The sequence below is a fragment of the Amycolatopsis sp. NPDC043887 genome, assembly GCF_056435665.1.
Genome location: NZ_JBWKEB010000005.1, coordinates 191702 through 208885, shown reverse-complemented (window position 1 = coordinate 208885; position 17184 = coordinate 191702). Strand labels below are relative to the sequence as shown.

Sequence of the window (17184 nt, the reverse complement as noted above, 5' to 3'; positions counted from 1 at the left end):
CTGTTGCGGTGCGGCCGTCCGGCTCACAGCTCGGCCGAGACGACCGCCGTGGCGCCCGAGATCTCGACGACCGTCACCGATGTCCCCGGGGCGATCGGTTCCCCGCCGGTCATGCTCCGTGCCGACCAGACGTCGCCTGCCAGCTTCACCTGACCCGCATCGCCGTCCACTGTGGACACTACTACCGCCCGCGCGCCGATCAGCGCGTCGGTGTTGGTCTTGATGTCCGGCCCCGCGAGGAACCGGCGTTTGAGGGTCGGCCGGACGAGGACGAGCATCCCGACCGAGGCGACGGCGAACACCGCGACGTCGATGAACGGGTTCCCGGTCAAGGCGGCCGAGCCCGCTCCAAACAGGGCTCCGACGCCGACCATGAGCAGGAACAGATCACCAGAGAGCAGCTCGGCGATGATCAAGAGGATGCCGGCGATCAGCCAGATGAGCGCGCCTGTCATGCGTTCATGCTCCCAGATCGCGCCGATTCATACCGAGGAAGCGAATCCGACGTGACCGACGCGTGACCTTGAGTGACCTCGCACAAACCGGGCATTCAGAACTCTTCGCCCGGGTCCGAGACGAAGTCGATGAGCCGTTCCACCGCTCCGATCAGCGGCGTTTCCAGATCCCGGTAGCTGCCGACCGCCACCAGGATCCGCTGCCAGCCCTCCCACGGCTCGCCCCAGCCGAGCGCGTCGCAGACGCCCTGTTTCCACTCCGTGCCGCGCGGGATCTTCGGCCAGGCACGGATACCGACGACCGACGGCTTCACCGCCTCCCAGATGTCGATGTACGGATGCCCGGTGATCAGCACGTTCTCGTCGCGGATCGCGTCGACGATCCGCGACTCCTTGCTGCCCGCGACCAGGTGGTCGACCAGCACGCCGAGGCGTCGGCCGGGTCCGGTGCCGAACTCGTCGATGCGGTCGGACAGCACGTCCACCCCATCGAGTGGTTCCACCACCACGCCTTCGACTCGCAGGTCGTGGCCCCAGACACGTTCGACGAGTTCGGCGTCGTGCTTGCCCTCCACCCAGATGCGTGAATCGCGAGCGACCCGCGCCTTGAGCCCTTGGACCTGGACCGACCCGGACGCGGAGATCCGCCGTGCCGGGGTTTTCGGGGCGGCCTTCGACGGCACCAGCGTGACCGGTTTGCCCTCGAGCAGGAAACCCGCGGGATTCAGCGGGAACACGCGGTGCTTGCCGTGCCGGTCTTCGAGGACGACGTTGCCGTACTCGATCTTCACCACGGCACCGCAGTAGCCGCTGGCCGGGTCTTCGACCACGAGCCCCGGCTCCGCGGGCACCTCGGGGACCTTCCGCTTGCGCGGGCCGGACAGCACGTCGTCGTACGAATGGGAGCGCACGGCGGACGACGCTATCGGTGCCAGGGGCCGTCGTCTCCCCGCCACGCCGGTCAGACGGCCATCCGCCGCCCTGCCGACGTCGATCGCGGACTCAGGTTCACCAACAGAATGACAGCATCGCGTCGACGAACGGGGTCCGCTCGCCCCGCTCGAGCGGGCGCATCACGAACAGCGGCGCGAGCGCGGCACACCACGCGCGCACTCGTCCGGCGTCGAAACCCGGCAGATGCGGCGCGATCGCGTCGAAACCGTCTTCGAGCGTTCCGCCGTCGCGCATCGGCAACGTGACCCAGTCGGCCAGATCGAAGGACGGGTCGCCGACGCTCGGCCGCGGGTCGATCGCGACCGCTCCCCGTCCGGGCCCGCCGTCGAGGACATTGCCCGGATGCAGGTCGCCGTGCACGATCGCGTTCCCTCCCCAGCCGGTCGCGAGTTCGAGCGCCCGCAGCCGCGCGCGATCGAGCGTCTCCAGCGAGAGCGTGGCCTCGGCCACCGAGCCGCGCAGCCCCCGCTCGGCGAGCCGGTACATGAAGACGACACGGTCTTCCAGCGGCGGGAAATCCGACGGCGGGGTCACCGAGTGGATCTGGGTCAGCAGGTCGCCGACCTCGGCCCACGGGACGTTCGCTCCCGCCTCCAGTAGCTGCGTGCCTGGGTCGATGCCCTCCAGCAGGATCGCCCCGGCGGCGAGTTCCGTGTCGAGCACCTGCACGACCCGCGAGCAGCCGTCCCATGCCCGCAACGCGGCGGCTTCCGATTCGGCGATCGTGTGATCCGGGGTCAGCTTGAGGACCTTCGTCAGGCCGTCGTCCCCGTGGCAGATCAAGGTCCGGCCGGTGTTGCCCGGTTTGGCGTCGACGACGGTGAGCCCCCACCGCGCGGCCAACCGCTCCACGAGGGCGGGCAGCTCGTCACACCACCTCGCGACGTCCTCGCCGAATCGCGTGATCAGACGCGCGCGGGCCTGCTCGTCCAGCACCTTCAGAACAGCGGCCACGGGATGGCGCGCCAGTCGTCGCCGGGCTCAGGGAAGACCCCCTCCGCCAGAAGCAGTTCGGTCCGTTCGGCCAGCGCGCGGATCTCGAAGCCGGTGAGGTGCTCGCCGAGCGCGTCCCCGAGTTCCCCGTCCAACCGCTCGCGAAGGCCGTGGAGCTTGCTGACCTCGGCATCGGTCAGCCGCTCGCCGATCCAGCCCCAGAGCACCGTCCGCAGCTTCGGGTCGGTGTGCAGGCAGATCCCGTGATCCACGCCGTAGATCCGGCCGTCGGCACCGGCGAGCACGTGACCGCCCTTGCGGTCGGTGTTGTTGACCACGATGTCGAGCACGGCCAGCTCCCGCATGCCCTGCCGGTCCGCGTGCGCGAGTACCGCGGGTTCGCCGTCGCGATCGTGCGCGTGGAGCACGACACGCCAGTCTTCCGGCAGGCTCTCCGGCGACCGGACGTCGACGAGCTCCTCGTCGGTGGTCTCGATCCACAGCTGCACCATGCCGGGCCCGAACGGCCCGTCGCGCAGCACCGTGGGCGGGATCGCGCCCAGTCCGGAGGCTTCGGCGACCATGGCCGTCGCGACCTCGCGGCCCGCGAGCGTCCCGTCCGGGAAGTCCCACAGCGGCCGCTCACCGGAAACCGGCTTGTACACGACGTTCCCGGTGACGCCGTCGAGCTCGATCGTGCAGAAGAGCGTGACGTTGGAGGCGTCGACGAGCCTGCCTTCGACGTCGATCTTGCCGCGCGTCACCAGCTCCCGAGAAGACTCCTCCACCTCGTCAGTCCTCGAGGACGTCGACGTCGCGCCGGTACCCGTTCTGGCGCGGGCAGATGTGGCCCGCCGGGTCGAGCGGTTCCGCGCAGAGCGGGCACGGCTTGCGGCCGGCGTTGACCACCCGGTCCGCTCGTTCCGCGAACGCGCGCGCCGCGCCAGGACTCAGGAAGACGCGCACGGCGTCCGGCCCCTCTTCGGTGTCGTCCAGCACGACCGTTTCGTCCACCTCGCCCTCCGTCATCGCGAGCAGCTCGATCACGACGGCTTTGCTCTCGGCGTCCCAGCCGAGTCCCATCGTGCCGACGCGGAACTCCTCCTCGACCGGAACGGTCAAGGGGTCGACGTCGAGGAGCTCTTCGGGCGCGTCGTCCGGTACATCCGCTCCGAACCGGCTGGCGACCTCTTCCAGCAGCGAGCTGAGCCTCTCGGCCAAGACCACCACCTGCTGTTTTTCGATAGTCACACTGATCGTGCGGACGTCCTCGGACGCCTGGAGGTAGAACGTGCGGTCGCCGGGCTCACCGACGGTTCCTGCGACGAACCGGTCGGGCTGGCGGAAGACGTGGATTACGCGAGACATGGCACCTTTGACACTAGGCCACGGCCCCGTGATCGGCATCCGCCGCCCCAAGGTTCAGCCCAGGGCGAAACCGCCGCGCCCCGGGCCGTCATGGGCAAAGGGCCGAACCTAGTCTTCAACCGTGGTTGAGATCGCCCCTTACGGCACCTGGACGTCTCCCCTGTCGGCCGCCGCTGTCGCGGCCTCGGGAGTCAGCGCGCAATGGCTCGATACCGTGGGAAACGAGGTCTGGTGGGCCGAAGCGAGAACCGGTGAAGGCGGCCGCGTGACCCTCGTACGGTCCCGCGCCGACGGCACGGTCGAAGACGTCCTCCCCGCTCCGTGGAGCGTCCGGAACCGGGTCCACGAATACGGCGGCCGGCCCTGGCTCGTCCTCGGTGACGTCCTGGTCTTCACCCACTGGGCGGATCAGCGCGTCTACCGCCGCGACCTGACCACCGGCGAGACGACACCGCTGACCCCGGAACCGGCGACCCGGCACCAGATCCGCTACAGCGACCTCCGGCCCGGCCTCACCGGCGAAGTGTGGCTGGTCCGCGAACGCAGCACCGGCCCCCGTCGCGTCGACATCGCCCGGGATCTCCTCGCGGTGCCCCTCGACGGCGGCCCGGAACGGGTTCTGACGGCGAGCCATCACTTCCTCACCGCGCCGCGGCTTTCGCCGGACGGCGCACGCGCGGCGTGGATCGGCTGGAACCACCCCGCGATGCCTTGGGACGGCACCGAACTGTGCGTCGCCGAACTCGACGAGGACGGGGCGTTCGGCCCGCACCGTGTGCTCGCCGGCGCGGCCGGCATCTCCGTCTGCCAGGTCGAATGGGAGTCGGCGGACAGCCTGCTGGCGTTGCTCGACCCGGACGGCTGGTGGAACCTGCACCGCGTCGGACTCGACGGCGGCATCACGAACCTCGCGCCGGCCGAACAGGAGATCGGCGGCGCGCAGTGGAAACTCGGCACGCGCTGGTTCACCCCGCTCGGCGACGGCAGGTTCGCCGTCATCGCGTCGGGCAGGCTCGCCGTCCTCGACGAAGCGACGCGGGAAGTGACCCCGGTGGCGGCCGCCGCCGATCTGACCGCGTGGTCCACCAACGGGTTCGCCGTCCACGAAGGCGACATCGTCGGCGTCGCGGCGGGGCCGAAGCGCGAAGGTGCCGTCGTGAAAGTCGGTCTCGGCAGCGGAACGGTGACCGAACTCGCCGCAGCACCCGAACCGCCGTCGCCTGCCTACCTGTCCACGCCCGTCGAACGGATCTTCAAAACCGACGACGGCGCTCGGATCCCCGCCTTCGTCTACCTTCCCGCCAACGACGACTTCGCCGCTCCGGACGGGGAACTGCCGCCGTTGCTCGTGTACCCGCACGGCGGGCCGACCGGCCGGGACAGCGCGGTACTCGACTACGAGATCGCCTACTTCACCAGCCGCGGCATCGCCGTCGTCACGGTGAACTACGGCGGCTCGACCGGCTACGGACGCGCTTATCGCGAGCGGCTGCGGGAACAGTGGGGCGTCGTCGACGTGGCCGACTGTGTCACCGTCGCCGAAGCCCTCGCCGCCGAAGGCACCGTCGACGGCGACAGGCTGGCCATCCGCGGCGGTAGCGCGGGCGGGTACACCTCCGCCGCCTCGCTGACCACCACCACGACCTACCGCGCGGGCACCGTGATGTACCCGATCCTCGACCTCACGCAGTGGACCGGCGACGGCGGCGAGACGCACGACTTCGAGTCCCGCTACCTCGACGGGTTGATCGGGCCGCTGCCGGAGGCCGTACAGCGCTACCGGGACCGGTCGCCGATCAACAACGCGGGCACCCTCGCCGGCCCGCTGCTGTTCCTGCAGGGGCTGGAGGACGAGATCTGCCCGCCCGAACAGGCGGACCGGTTCGTGGCCGGGCTGGAAGGACGCGGCATCGAGCACGCCTACCTCAGGTTCGAGGGCGAGCAGCACGGTTTCCGGAAGGCGGAGACGATCGTGGCCGCGCTCGAAGCGGAGTTGTCGTTCTACGGTCAGGTCCTCGGCTTCGAGACACCCGGCGTGCCGAAACTCCGGCTGAGCCGATGAGGCCACCGAAGACACGGCCGGGTGACACGATCGCCCTTGTCGCCCCGGCGGGGCCGGTCCCGCCGGACCTCGTCGAGAAGGCGCTGCCGGTGCTCCGCGGCTGGGGCGTCGATGTCCATGTCGGTGAATGCGTCCGCGCGACCTCCACCGGCTATCTGTCCGCCTCCGACGAGGCGCGGGCCGCCGAGTTCACCCGCGCCTGGCTGGACCCGGGAGTCACCTGCGTCCTGGCCGCACGTGGCGGTTACGGCTCGCAGCGGATGCTCGACCTGCTCGACTGGACGGCGCTCAAGGCGGCCGGGCCCAAGACGCTCGCCGGATCGAGCGACGTCACCGCGCTGCACCGGGCGGTGAACGTCCACTTGGGACTGGAGACGCTGTTCTCCCCGATGCCCGCGACCACCCTGTTCGACGCGGTGGCGGCCGAACACCTGCGGCTGTCGCTGTTCGAACCGGACAGCGCGCGGCTGATCACCTCGCCGACGTCGTCGCCGCTGGCGGCAGGCGTGGCGACCGGGACGCTCGTCGGCGGCAACCTCGCCCTGCTGACGTCCGGTCTCGGTGCGCCGGAACAAGGCTCGGCGCGTGAGTCGATCGTGCTGCTGGAGGACGTCACCGAGAGCCTCTACCGAATCGATCGGATGCTGACCCAGTTGCTGCGTTCCGGCTGGCTCGATGGTGTTCGGGGCTTCGTGCTGGGTTCGTGGAAGTCCTGCGGTGATCCCGAGGAGATCCGCGCCCTGATGCTCGAGCGGCTCGGGCCGCTCGGCGTGCCCATCGCGTGGGACTTCGGCGTCGGGCACGTTCCGGCCTCGCCGACCATCCCACTCGGGGCGCGGGCCACCCTCGACGCCGACGCGGGGACACTTCTGGTTTTGCCATAACGGCAACGGAACTTGCGAACTCGGCCAGGCCGGAGGCATCTTGCGGTCATGGATTCGACACAGCAGTTCTGGGAAGACTTCTACCGGGACAAGGACCAGGTCTGGAGCGGGAAGGCGAACCCGATCCTGGTGAACGAGGTCGCCGCCCTCACGCCGGGCACGGCACTCGATCTCGGCTGCGGCGAGGGCGGTGACGCCATCTGGCTCACTCAGCAGGGCTGGCACGTCACCGCCGTCGACATCTCGGACGTCGCGCTCGAGCGCGCCGCCGCACACGCGGCCGAGGCCGGAGTCGAGGGCATCGTCTGGGAACGCCACGACCTGGCGAAGTCGTTCCCGGCAGGACGCTTCGACCTCGTTTCCGCACAGTTCTTCCACTCCCCCGTCGCCGAGGACGGCGAGCGGGACAAGGCACTCCGTCGCGCCGCCGAAGCCGTCGCGCCGGGCGGCACGCTGGTGGTGGCAGGCCACGCGGGCTGGCCGACGTGGATGGAAGAGCCGCCGCACAAGGACGTCCATTTCCCGACCACCGCCGAGGTCCTCGAAGCCCTGGCGCTGGGCGACGGCGAATGGACGGTGGAGCGACAGGATCTGATCACTCACGACTTCCCGGGACCGGAAGGACAGCAGGGAACGCGTTCGGACAACGTGCTCCGCGTGCGCCGCGCCTAGGTACCGTCTGCGACATGCGGATGACGCGTGCCGAAGCCAGGTCACGGTTCGAAGGCGAGCGGATAGCGAGGCTGGCGACGACGGGTTCGGACGGCGTGCCCCATGTGGTGCCGGTGACGTTCGTTCTCGAAGGCGACTCGGTGGCGTTCGCGATCGACCACAAGCCCAAGAGCACGACGGCGTTGCGGCGCCTGAAGAACATCGCGGAGAACCCCGCGGTCAGTTTTCTGACCGACCACTACGACGAGGACTGGGCAGGACTGTGGTGGGCTCGGGCCGACGGTGTCGCCCGGGCGCTGACCGATCCCGACGAGCAGGCGCTACCGGCGCGGCTGCTGCGGGACAAGTATCCGCAGTACGAGGCGCAGCCTCCTCCGCATGTCGTGGTGACCACGCTCGTTCACTCATGGAGCGGGTGGCGCGCTTCCTGAGCTTTTGGCCTTGTTGCCGTTTTACGGCAACAAGGCCTTCGCCATGTCGTATAGGTCGTTATACATTTGATGAGATTTCTTGAAGGACTCTGGGTCCGTGAAGGCCTCCTTCCCTACCCTGAAGGTAGTGAAGGAGGCCTTCACGGACTGAAAAGTCAGGACGAGCGTGGAGCCTCGGCAGGCAGGAACTGCTCCACCGGCTTCCCCCGCCAAGCGGCGACGATCCCCAGCGGATCCGGCCGCAGCAGCGAAGCGGCCGCGTACACGCTCGCCGCGACGACGCCCGCCATGAACCACCAGTCGTACAGCGCCTGCTCCCCCGTCGGGTAGTAGACCAGCGTCACGAAAACCGACACCGCGACGACGACCGCGAGATTACGGCGGCGCCATTCGAACGCGGAAAGAACGACGAAACCCCAGGTCAGGTACCACGGCAACGAGGGCGGCGGGACGATCGCACCGGCCAGCAGCACGATCGCCATCCGGTGGATCGCAGGGTAGCCGCCGTCGCGGGCGAGCCACCACTGCCAGCCGGCGAAGACGAACAGGCCGACCATCGCGATCGCGCGGAACACCGTGACGAACGGCGAGACCTCGACGTCGATCACCAGGTCCACCAGCGAGTAGAAGATCTCGCCGATCCCCGTCGGGAAGTTCATCCAGTTCGCGATCAGCGTCGGCGCCTTGAGACCGGTCAGCCAGCCGAGGTTGACCGAGCCGAGCGACAGCCAGGTGCCGGCGACGAACACCGGCAGGAAGATCCCGACCGACGCGGCGCCCGCGCGGAAGAAGTTGACCACCTTCCGGTCGCCGGGCAGGTGGTTCGCCCACACCCAGACCAGGAACGGCAGCGCCCACGCCGCGGTGGGCTTGATCAGCATGCCGATGGTGACCAGGACGATCGCGACGACGTGCTTGCGCTCCAGCGCGGCCAGCACGCCGACGGTGAGGAAGCCCAGCATCAGCAGGTCGTTGTGCGGTCCGCCGACCAAGTGGATCACCGTCATCGGGCTGGCGATGGCGAGCCACAACGTGATCGGCAGTTTGCCACCGAGGTGCTTGACCAGCCGCGGCAGCGACCACAGCATCCCGACCAGGCCGAGCATCAGGACCAGCCGGGTCGCGATGACACCGGCGATCATGTCGTTGCCGGTGACCGAGACGATCCCCTTGGCGACCAGCAGGAACAGCGGGCCATACGGCGCGGGCGTGGTCTGCCACAGCGGATGGACGTTCTGCACGACGTCCGGCAGCACGGCCAGTTCGGCCGGGCCGTTGGCGTACGGGTCGAGCCCGTTGAGCAGCTGCGCGCCCTGCGCGAGGTAGGAGAAGACGTCGCGGGTGAACAGCGGCGGCGAGACCAGCAGCGGCGCCATCCAGCAGGCGGCGGCGATGACGATCGGACGGCTGCCGATCCGGCCCGCGAGCGCGTAGCGACCCAAACGGACCCACGCCCAGATGATCAGCGCGAAGCCCGTGTAGAGCATCACGTTGGCCAGGATGCGGCCATGGCCGTAGCGGATCCACGACAGCGGTCCGTGCCCCAGGATCGGGTCACGGATGAGGATTCCACCGGCGCCGAGCGCCGCCAGCATCAGCAGCGTGCTGCCTATGGTTCCCATCGCGATGGTGCGGTACGGGAACCGGGAAGGCACCCGGAGCCGCTCGCCGAGGGAGCCGGCCGAGGGCGTCTGCTGGGGGTCTGTAGTGGTCGCCATTTCGAGATTGGAGGTTACACACCGCGCCTGTGCGAGTGCGCGGCAATGGGTGTTTCCCGCGCGGTGCCACCGGGCAACGCGGCGAGCAGCGACTTCGTGTAGTCGTGCTTCGGGTCCAGCAGGACCTCCTCCACGGTACCCACTTCCACCAGCTCCCCGCGATACATCACGGCGACCCGGTCGGCGATGTTCCAGGCCAGTCCGAGGTCGTGGGTGATCACCAGCCCGGCGAGACCCAGTTCACGCCGCAGGCGCAGCAGCAGCGCGAGGATCTCCCCCCGCACCGACGCGTCGAGTGACGCCACCGGTTCGTCCGCCACGATCACGCCGGGGTCCAGCGCGAGCGCGCCCGCGATGACGACCCGCTGCCGCTGCCCGCCGGACAGCTCGTGCGGGAGCCGGTCGAGGAACTTCTCCGCAGGCCGCAGTTCGGCCGCTTCCAGTGCCTTGACGACGATCTCGTGCTCGTTCGCGCCCATTCCGTGGATGCGCGGGCCTTCCGCAACGGCCTCGTACACCGTGTGATTCGGGTTCAGCGCGCTCGTCGGGTCCTGCAGCACCAGCTGGACCTGCCGCCGGTACGCCTTGAGCCCGGCGCCACCGAGCGGAACCGGCTTGCCGTCGTACCGCACCGCGCCGGAGTCGGGTTTCTGCAGCCCGAGCAGGGTCCGGGCGAGCGTCGTCTTGCCAGAACCGGACTGGCCGACGAGCGCGACGATCTCGTCCTTCCGCACCTGGAGGCTCACCCCGGCGACGGCGTTGATCCGCTTGCCCGTGCGGTCGCGGAAGCTGACGCGCAGATCCTCGGCCTCCAACAGCGCCGGCTGGTCACCGGTGCGTTCGGGCTCCGGTGGCAACGGCGTGCTGGTCGCGGGCGCGAACCGGGACGCAGGGTCGCCGACGGTCGGGAAAGCGGCCGCCAGCGCCTTGCTGTGCTCGTGGTGCGGCGCGCTCATCAACTCCGCGCTCGGCCGCTCCTCGACGATCTCGCCGTCGTACATCACCGCGATCCGGCGACAGGTCGCGGCGAGTACCGACAGGTCGTGACTGATCATGATCAGCCCGATCCCCTGCTCGGTGACCAGCCTGCCCAGCAGGTCGAGCACCTGAGCCTGGACGACGACGTCGAGCGCGGTCGTCGGCTCGTCCGCGATGATCAGCCGCGGCGAACAGGCCAGCGCCATCGCGATCATGACGCGTTGCTTCTGCCCACCGGACAGTTCGTGCGGGTAGGCCCCGGCACGGCCGGGTGGCAGGTCGACCTGTTCGAGCAGCTCGGAGACCTTGGCCTGGATCTCGCTGTCCGAAAGCGCCTTGCCGCCGGGCGGGTGCAGGCGGATCGGCTCCGCGATCTGCTCGCCGATCTTCCGCACCGGGTTGAGCGCGTGCATCGCGCCCTGGAACACGACCGAGGCCTCGGCCCAGCGCACCGCGCGCAGCCTGCCCCATTTCATGGCCGTGACGTCTTCGCCGTCCAGCAGGATCTCCCCGCTGACCTTCGCCGACCGCGGGAGCAGCCGCAGCACACTCATCGCGACCGTCGACTTCCCCGACCCCGACTCCCCCGCGACCCCGAGGGTGTCGCCGGCTTCGAGGACAAGGTCGACGCCGCGGACGGCGGCGACCTCACCGCCTCCGGTGGCGTAGGTGACGCCGAGGTTCTTCAGTTCCAGCAAGGGGCTCATGAGTGCTGTCCCTTCAGGCGCGGGTTCAGCACGGTCTCCAGCGCGCGTCCGACGAGGGTGAAGGCGAGGACGACCACGACGATCGCGACACCCGGCGGCAGCAGGTTCCACCAGGCACCCTTGCTGATCGCGCCGTTGTTCAACGCGGTCTGCAGCATGGCTCCCCAGGAGACGGTGTTCGGGTTGCCGACGCCGAGGAACGCCAGCGTCGCGTCCGCGATGACCGCGTTGCCCACGACGAGCGTGGTGTTGGCCAGCACGAGCGGCATGACGCCGGGAAGGACGTGCTTGCCGACGATGTGCAGGTGACCGCCGCCGAGTGCCTTCGCGCGCTCGATGTACGGGCGGCCCTCGATCGTGAGGGTCTGCGCGCGGACCAGGCGCGCGGTGCTGGGCCAGGCGGTGACGCCGATGGCGATGATCACCGTCATCGTGCCCTGGTCCAGCACCGAGGCGAGCGCCACGGCGAGGACGAGCGACGGCAGCACCAGGAAGAAGTCCGTGAACCGCAGCAGCAGCCCGGACAGCCAGCCGCCGAAATGCGCGGCCGCGATCCCGATGAGGGTGCCGATCAGCACCGAGAGGAACGCCGCCGAGAAACCGGTGAGCAGCGAGATCCGCGCACCCCAGAACGTCATCAGCAGCACCGAACGGCCGTCGATGTCGGTGCCCAGCCAGAACTCCCCGCTGGGTGACTCCAGCGAACCGCCCTGGGCCTTGGTGACGTCGAGTCCGGATTCGTCCGAGATCACCGGCGCGAGGATGGCCAGCACCGTGATGACACCGAGGAAGGCCAGCCCGAAGACGCCCGCCTTGTTCGTCGTGAACTCGTGCCAGCGTTTCGCCACGGCCTCGCGGCGGCGGCGCCAGACGATCGAACCGGGTTTTTCCGCAGTGGTCATGCCGTCCGCACCCTGGGGTCGAGCACGCGGTAGAGCAACTCCGCGAGCAGGTTCATCAGCACCACCGCACCCGCGAGGGTGACGAAGACTCCTTGCAGGACAGGTAGATCAGGTCCGCGGAGCGCTTCGTAGAGCAGCTGCCCGAGCCCCGGCCAGCTGAACACGGCCTCGACCGAGACCGCACCCGAGACCACCATGCCGAACTGCATGAAGACCAGCGTCACCGTCGGCAGCAGGGCGTTGGGCACGGCGTGCCGCTTGCGGACGAGGTCGTCACGCAGGCCCTTGGCCCGCGCGGTGGTGAGGTAGTCCGAGTTCATCTCACCGATCAGGGACGAACGCATGACCAGCATGTACTGCGCGTAGAACACCACCAGCAGGGTCACGCATGGCAGCACCAGATGGTGGAGCACGTCGAGCCCTTCACTGAAGAAGCCCGGCGCGACATCCGGGGAATGCATGCCCCGGCTCGGGAAGAGGCCGTTGGTGGCCACCAGCAACATGAGCCCGAGCCAGAACTGCGGAACCGACCACAGCGTCAGCGCGATCCCGGTCTGGACCTTGTCGAACCTGCTCCCCCGGCGCCAGCCCGCGCGGATGCCGAGCCACAGGCCGAGCGCGACCGCGAGCGCCGTCGCACTGCCGACGAGCAGGATCGTCGGCCACAATCGCTCGCCGACCATGTCGAAGACCGGGCGCCGCTGCAGGTACGAGACCCCCATGTCGCCCTGGAGCAGGCCGGTGAGGTAGTCCCAGAACTGCTGCAGCAGCGGCTTGTCCACGCCCATCTGCGCCCGGAGCTCCGCCATCATCTTCGGATCGGTCGGCCGGTCGCGGACCATGAACCGCACGGGATCGCCGGGCAGCGTCCGGAACAGGAAGAACCCCAGCACGACGACGAGCGCGAGGCTCGCCAGCGCGCCGCCGATCTTGGAGAGCACGAACCGGGCGGTGCCGGTCCCGCCCCGGCGCTCGTCGGGATCGCCGAGCGCCGGGGGCTTTTCGAGGGAACTGAGTGCTTCGGTCAACGCGGTCCTTCTGATTTCGTCGGTGAACCCGCGTCCGCGAGCGGCCAGCCAGACTGGTTCACGCGTTGTGTCCCTTTCTCGGAGTAGATCTCAGCTCCGCCGACAGGTGCTTACTCCCGGTCGTCGGCCGACTTGCCGCGCCGCCCGAGCAGCACCCCGCCGCCGACGAGCACCACGAGCACGACCGCGCCGATGCCGATCCACAATCCGGTGTTGCTGCTTTCCTCGGCGCCCGCCGCGGCGGCGTCGGCCGGAGTGGCGCCGTAGACGCCCCAGTAGCCGGACTGTTCGAGGATCGCGCCGTCGGGCTGCGGCTGCTTGGTGAACGAGGAGAACTTGTCCGAGCGGTAGGCCTCGAGCACGTTGTCGTAGTCCAGGACGACATCGACGTACTCACCCGCCAGCACCGCCTGCGCCTGCTTGACGAGTTCGGCGCGCTTCGCCGGGTCGAACTCGGTCAGCTGCTTCTTGTACAGGTCTTCGTAGCGCGGGTCGCAGAAGAACGTCGCCGAGCTGCCGCCGTTGCCCTCCGCGTTCGGGCGGCCGGCGCAGGTGTTCAGGCTGAGGGCGTAGTCCGGGTCGGGTGAGGTGCCGTAGCCGGAGATCGCGAGGTCGTAGTTGCCCGCGGTGGTGCGGTCGTCCAGTTCGTCGTCGGAGACGAGCTCCTGCTTGACACCGATGCCGACGTCCTTGAGCCAACCGCTGACGAACTGCGCGGTGCGCTGGTCGAACGGCCGGTTCGCGTGACCGGCGAGCCGGAACTCCAGCTTCGCGCCGCCGGGGGCGACGCGGATGCCGTCCGCACCCTTGGCGTAGCCGGCCTGATCGAGGGTGGCGTTCGCGGCCGCGATGTCGAACTTGGTCTTCTCGGCGTCCGACGGGCTCCAGGTGTAGGCCTTGTAGATCGCCGGAACGACACCGGTCCCCGGCTGGCCGTACCCGTTCATCACCTTGTCCACGATGGTCTTGGTGTCGATGGCCTGCGCGATCGCCTTGCGGACGCGGAGGTCCTTCAGGATCGGGTTGCCGTCACCGATCGGCTGGTCGAGGACGTTCTTGACGCCGAAGTTGATGATGAGCTCGTTGTACCGGCGGCCCGGCGCCTTGTTCGTGGTGATGTTCTTCTCGCCCTTGAGCGCGTCGAACTGCGTCGGCGTGAGCCGGTTGATGACGTCGACCTCGCCCTGCTTCAGCGCGTTGACCGCGGCCTCGGCGTCCTTGAACTGCAACAGTTGCAGCTCGTCGACCTTGGGCGCCCCACGCCAGTAGTCCTTGTTCGCCTTGAACTTCACGAATTCGTTCTTCTTGTACTCGGTCAGCAGATACGGTCCGCTGCCGACGCCGACCACGGCCATGTCGTCGGTCGAGGGGGCGTTGAGATCCTTGATCGGCTCCCAGATGTGCTTGGGCACGATCGGGACGTCGAGCGAGGTCATGCTCGACTGCGGGGCCTTGGTCTTGATGACCAGCGTCTTGTCGTCGGGTGCCGACACCGAGGCGAAGTTGGTCACGTAGCTGCCGTTCGCGGTGCGGGCGTTCTCGTCGTCGAGCATCCGCTGGAAGGTGTACGCGGGGTCCTGCGCGGTGATCGGCTTGCCGTCGGACCACTTCATCCCCTGGCGGATGGTGAAGGTCCAGGTGAGCTTGTCGTCGGAGGTCTTCCACGACTCCGCGATCCCGCCCGTGGGCTGGGTGTCCTCGGCCGAGGGCAGGGTCAGGAACTCGTAGTTGAACCGGCCGACCTGCGTCGACGCCGCCAGCTGGGCGGTGAAGGGGTTCAGGTGGTCGATGCCGGTCGTGAGCGCCACCCGGAGCACCTTGCCCTGTTGCTGCGCCGACGCGGCGGGCACGAAAGGCACCGTCGCGACCGCCGAAGCGGCGAGGACCGCGACCACGCGAAGACCGCGCCGTCGCTTCGGAAAACGCTCTGTGCGCACGAAGACCACCCCATCGAAACTCGCTGTAACCCAACCCCCGAGGCGGAAAAGTAACCACATGTCGCGGTAACCGCGCAATGACTCGCCAATACCGATCGTGCACAGCGGATGTCGTCGCGTGGTCGGCAGCTACTTTACGTCTCACCGACGTTGCGCTGTGTCACCATTTCGGCGCGCGAACGGGCAACACGTGCAGTGTCCTGGGTATTCAAGGGAAGCGGGCTTGCAAAAGCCTTGCGCGCGATGATGCCCAATCGATACGTGCGACGAAGTGAGAGCAAAGCGTTTCGTCCTCTGAATGCGGTAGTTGCACACGCAAGTACCGCATTCAGAGGACGAAACGCTAGGCGTCAGCCGACCGGGACCTCACGCCGCCGCGCCGTGGCCGCGGCCGCGTAGAGCCACGCGAACAGCACCCACATACCGGCGAAGATGAGCCCCACGGTCACGTAAGCGACAGTCCACAGCACGGCGGGCGTGTCCGACTTCCGCTCCCGTTGCAGGAACTCGATCTCCGACATGAACGGGCGCGTGCCGGACTTCGCGTCGATCGACGGCGCGTTCGCGGCCGGGTCGGCGGGCGCGTAGATCGGGGCGAGCCCCATCACCCGGTTCGGGACGTGCACGCGGATCCCCGTCTTCCACTGGCCGAACACCGGCAACGGCTGGGCGGTGCGGTACACCCCGTCGCCGATCTTCTCCAGCGGCGCGGTGAAGAAGTCGCCGCCCTGCCAAGCGAAACCGTTGAGCCACACGGCATCGTCGGCCAGGTCGGGCCGCGAGATCGTCACGGTCGCGTCGACCCAGCGGGGTGTGCCGCCGCCGTGCGGATTCGAGATCGGCAGCCCGGTCGCGGCCTCGGTCAGCCGGATGTCGGCGGTGAACCCCGGTTCCGGATCCTGCGGGACGGCGACCGCCGACATCAGGGCGACCGCGCCCAGCGCGCCGACGAGTCCGACGGCGTGCCGGGGCCCCGCCGCGGGCACCCGCGTCGCCGTCTCTTCCACTCGCTGGTACTGCCAGACACCGATGAACGCACCCGCGAGCGCCGCGCCGGTCCCGAACAGGACGAACAGCGGCAGATGGGCGGCGGGCCACGGGTTCGGCATCAGCCAGTGGGTGAACGCCGCCTCGGCGAGCATCCCGGCGGTCCCCACGAGCAGACCGGCGACAGCGGCGAACGTGTAGCCCTGCCGGTTGCGCATCGCGAGGGCGACGACCTCGATGATCACCGCTTCGGCGACGTACGGCAGCAGCGAGGCCACGTGCAGGTCCGCGAACAGCGGGATGACGGCGAACGAAGCACGGGACGCGAGGAAGACCGCGAGCACGATCAGCGCGCCGCCCGGCCCCCAGGACAGCCGCCCGTAGGTCAGCGTCCACGCGCCGATCAGACCGACGAGCACGACCTGCGACAGCATCGGGAACTGCGGGACGCCGAGGTCGAACTCCATGAGGAACGCCGAAGCACCCATCATCCAGGCACCGGCGAGCACCGGGCCGAGCAGGCGCACGACCGGCCCGGTCGCGCCGACCTGTCGGGCCTCGCCGAGCAGCAGTTGCAGGCCCAGCACGACACAGACGCCGCCGCCGATCATCAGGACGTGCGTCGGTCCCCATTCGGTGACGTCCTGGCCGAACAGGCGATGCCACACGTCGTCGAGCGGGAAGCCCGCGATGCCGACCAGGCCGGTCGCCATCATCTGGATGGAACCCATCGGCGCCCGCCAGTGCGGGCCGATCTTGAACGTGCGCTTGGGCAGGTCCTTCGTCGCGAGGGTCGCGCTGAGCACACCGCTGGCGAAGATGCCCATCAGTCCGAAGTAGATCGGGTAATGCGAAGGGTTCGCGAGCGGGCCTTCGTCGCGGCCGAGTTCCATGTGGATCGGCACGTCCCAGTAGACGCCGATCAGCGCCGACATCCCGGAGAGGAAGGCGACGAACATCGGCAGCGCCGCCCAGCGCGGCAGACCGCTGAACTCGCCCATCCAGTCGGCGACGCGGCCGAAGACCGTCCGCTTCCCCGCGCGCTCGCGGAGCACGAAAAGGGCCAAGGGCAGGAAGACCGCGGTGAACATCAGGCCCGCGATGACGATCTGCCCGAATTGCGCGCCGCCGGCAGGCGGGCTCTCCTGAGCCATGAACACCGTGCTCG

At 69.0% G+C, this 17184-nt stretch carries 15 protein-coding genes; 4 read left to right on the top strand and 11 right to left on the bottom strand.

What is annotated here, in order from left to right; genetic code table 11:
* Positions 1 to 23: 23 nt before the first annotated feature.
* From AC069H_RS15445 to AC069H_RS15425, 5 genes are all read right to left on the bottom strand, one after another.
* Positions 24 to 455 (bottom strand): NfeD family protein, encoded by a 432-nt coding sequence (locus AC069H_RS15445; RefSeq protein ID WP_219151993.1) that lies wholly within the window; start codon positions 453 to 455, stop codon positions 24 to 26.
* Positions 456 to 550: 95 nt separating this feature from the next.
* A complete protein-coding gene (locus tag AC069H_RS15440; RefSeq protein ID WP_478232704.1) occupies positions 551 to 1366 on the bottom strand; it encodes a DUF3097 domain-containing protein in 816 nt (271 codons plus the stop codon).
* A 97-nt stretch (positions 1367 to 1463) separates the two neighbouring features.
* The gene (locus AC069H_RS15435) at positions 1464 to 2363 is read right to left on the bottom strand and encodes an aminoglycoside phosphotransferase family protein (RefSeq protein ID WP_478232703.1); all 900 of its coding nucleotides are present in this window, start codon (positions 2361 to 2363) and stop codon (positions 1464 to 1466) included.
* Complete coding sequence (locus AC069H_RS15430) at positions 2348 to 3130, bottom strand: SCO1664 family protein (RefSeq protein ID WP_478228861.1); 783 nt, start codon at positions 3128 to 3130, stop codon at positions 2348 to 2350. The genes AC069H_RS15435 and AC069H_RS15430 overlap by 16 nt, the downstream gene beginning before the upstream one ends.
* A gap of 4 nt (positions 3131 to 3134) precedes the next feature.
* Positions 3135 to 3710 carry a DUF3090 domain-containing protein gene (locus AC069H_RS15425; protein ID WP_378439468.1) on the bottom strand — a complete coding sequence of 192 codons (576 nt, stop codon included), beginning with the start codon at positions 3708 to 3710 and terminating at the stop codon, positions 3135 to 3137.
* A 121-nt stretch (positions 3711 to 3831) separates the two neighbouring features.
* Here AC069H_RS15425 and AC069H_RS15420 point away from each other — a divergent pair, with 121 nt between their 5' ends.
* From AC069H_RS15420 to AC069H_RS15405, 4 genes are read left to right on the top strand one after another with little or no spacing between them, the layout of a single operon-like run.
* Positions 3832 to 5772 carry a S9 family peptidase gene (locus tag AC069H_RS15420; RefSeq protein ID WP_478232702.1) on the top strand — a complete coding sequence of 647 codons (1941 nt, stop codon included), beginning with the start codon at positions 3832 to 3834 and terminating at the stop codon, positions 5770 to 5772.
* Positions 5769 to 6656 (top strand): S66 peptidase family protein, encoded by an 888-nt coding sequence (locus AC069H_RS15415; RefSeq protein WP_478232701.1) that lies wholly within the window; start codon positions 5769 to 5771, stop codon positions 6654 to 6656. The genes AC069H_RS15420 and AC069H_RS15415 overlap by 4 nt, the downstream gene beginning before the upstream one ends.
* Before the next feature lie 48 nt (positions 6657 to 6704).
* Positions 6705 to 7328, top strand: a complete 624-nt coding sequence (locus tag AC069H_RS15410) for a class I SAM-dependent methyltransferase (protein WP_478232700.1) — start codon at positions 6705 to 6707, stop codon at positions 7326 to 7328.
* Positions 7329 to 7342: 14 nt separating this feature from the next.
* A complete protein-coding gene (locus AC069H_RS15405) occupies positions 7343 to 7759 on the top strand; it encodes a TIGR03668 family PPOX class F420-dependent oxidoreductase (protein WP_478232699.1) in 417 nt (138 codons plus the stop codon).
* 155 nt (positions 7760 to 7914) lie between these two features.
* On the opposite strand, the gene mptB is transcribed toward AC069H_RS15405, so the two are convergent.
* The 6 genes from mptB to AC069H_RS15375 all read right to left on the bottom strand — a co-directional run bounded on the left by mptB (position 7915) and on the right by AC069H_RS15375 (position 17170).
* The gene (gene mptB / locus AC069H_RS15400; protein WP_478228866.1) at positions 7915 to 9477 is read right to left on the bottom strand and encodes a polyprenol phosphomannose-dependent alpha 1,6 mannosyltransferase MptB; all 1563 of its coding nucleotides are present in this window, start codon (positions 9475 to 9477) and stop codon (positions 7915 to 7917) included.
* Positions 9478 to 9491: 14 nt separating this feature from the next.
* Positions 9492 to 11162 (bottom strand): nickel ABC transporter ATP-binding protein NikE, encoded by a 1671-nt coding sequence (gene nikE, locus AC069H_RS15395; protein ID WP_478232698.1) that lies wholly within the window; start codon positions 11160 to 11162, stop codon positions 9492 to 9494.
* Complete coding sequence (locus AC069H_RS15390) at positions 11159 to 12064, bottom strand: ABC transporter permease (protein WP_478228868.1); 906 nt, start codon at positions 12062 to 12064, stop codon at positions 11159 to 11161. The genes nikE and AC069H_RS15390 overlap by 4 nt, the downstream gene beginning before the upstream one ends.
* Complete coding sequence (locus AC069H_RS15385) at positions 12061 to 13092, bottom strand: ABC transporter permease (protein WP_478232697.1); 1032 nt, start codon at positions 13090 to 13092, stop codon at positions 12061 to 12063. Before AC069H_RS15385 ends, AC069H_RS15390 begins: the two co-directional genes overlap by 4 nt.
* A 110-nt stretch (positions 13093 to 13202) precedes the next feature.
* Complete coding sequence (locus AC069H_RS15380; protein WP_478232930.1) at positions 13203 to 14987, bottom strand: ABC transporter substrate-binding protein; 1785 nt, start codon at positions 14985 to 14987, stop codon at positions 13203 to 13205.
* 392 nt (positions 14988 to 15379) lie between these two features.
* A complete protein-coding gene (locus tag AC069H_RS15375) occupies positions 15380 to 17170 on the bottom strand; it encodes a hypothetical protein (RefSeq protein ID WP_478232696.1) in 1791 nt (596 codons plus the stop codon).
* Positions 17171 to 17184 lie beyond the last annotated feature (14 nt).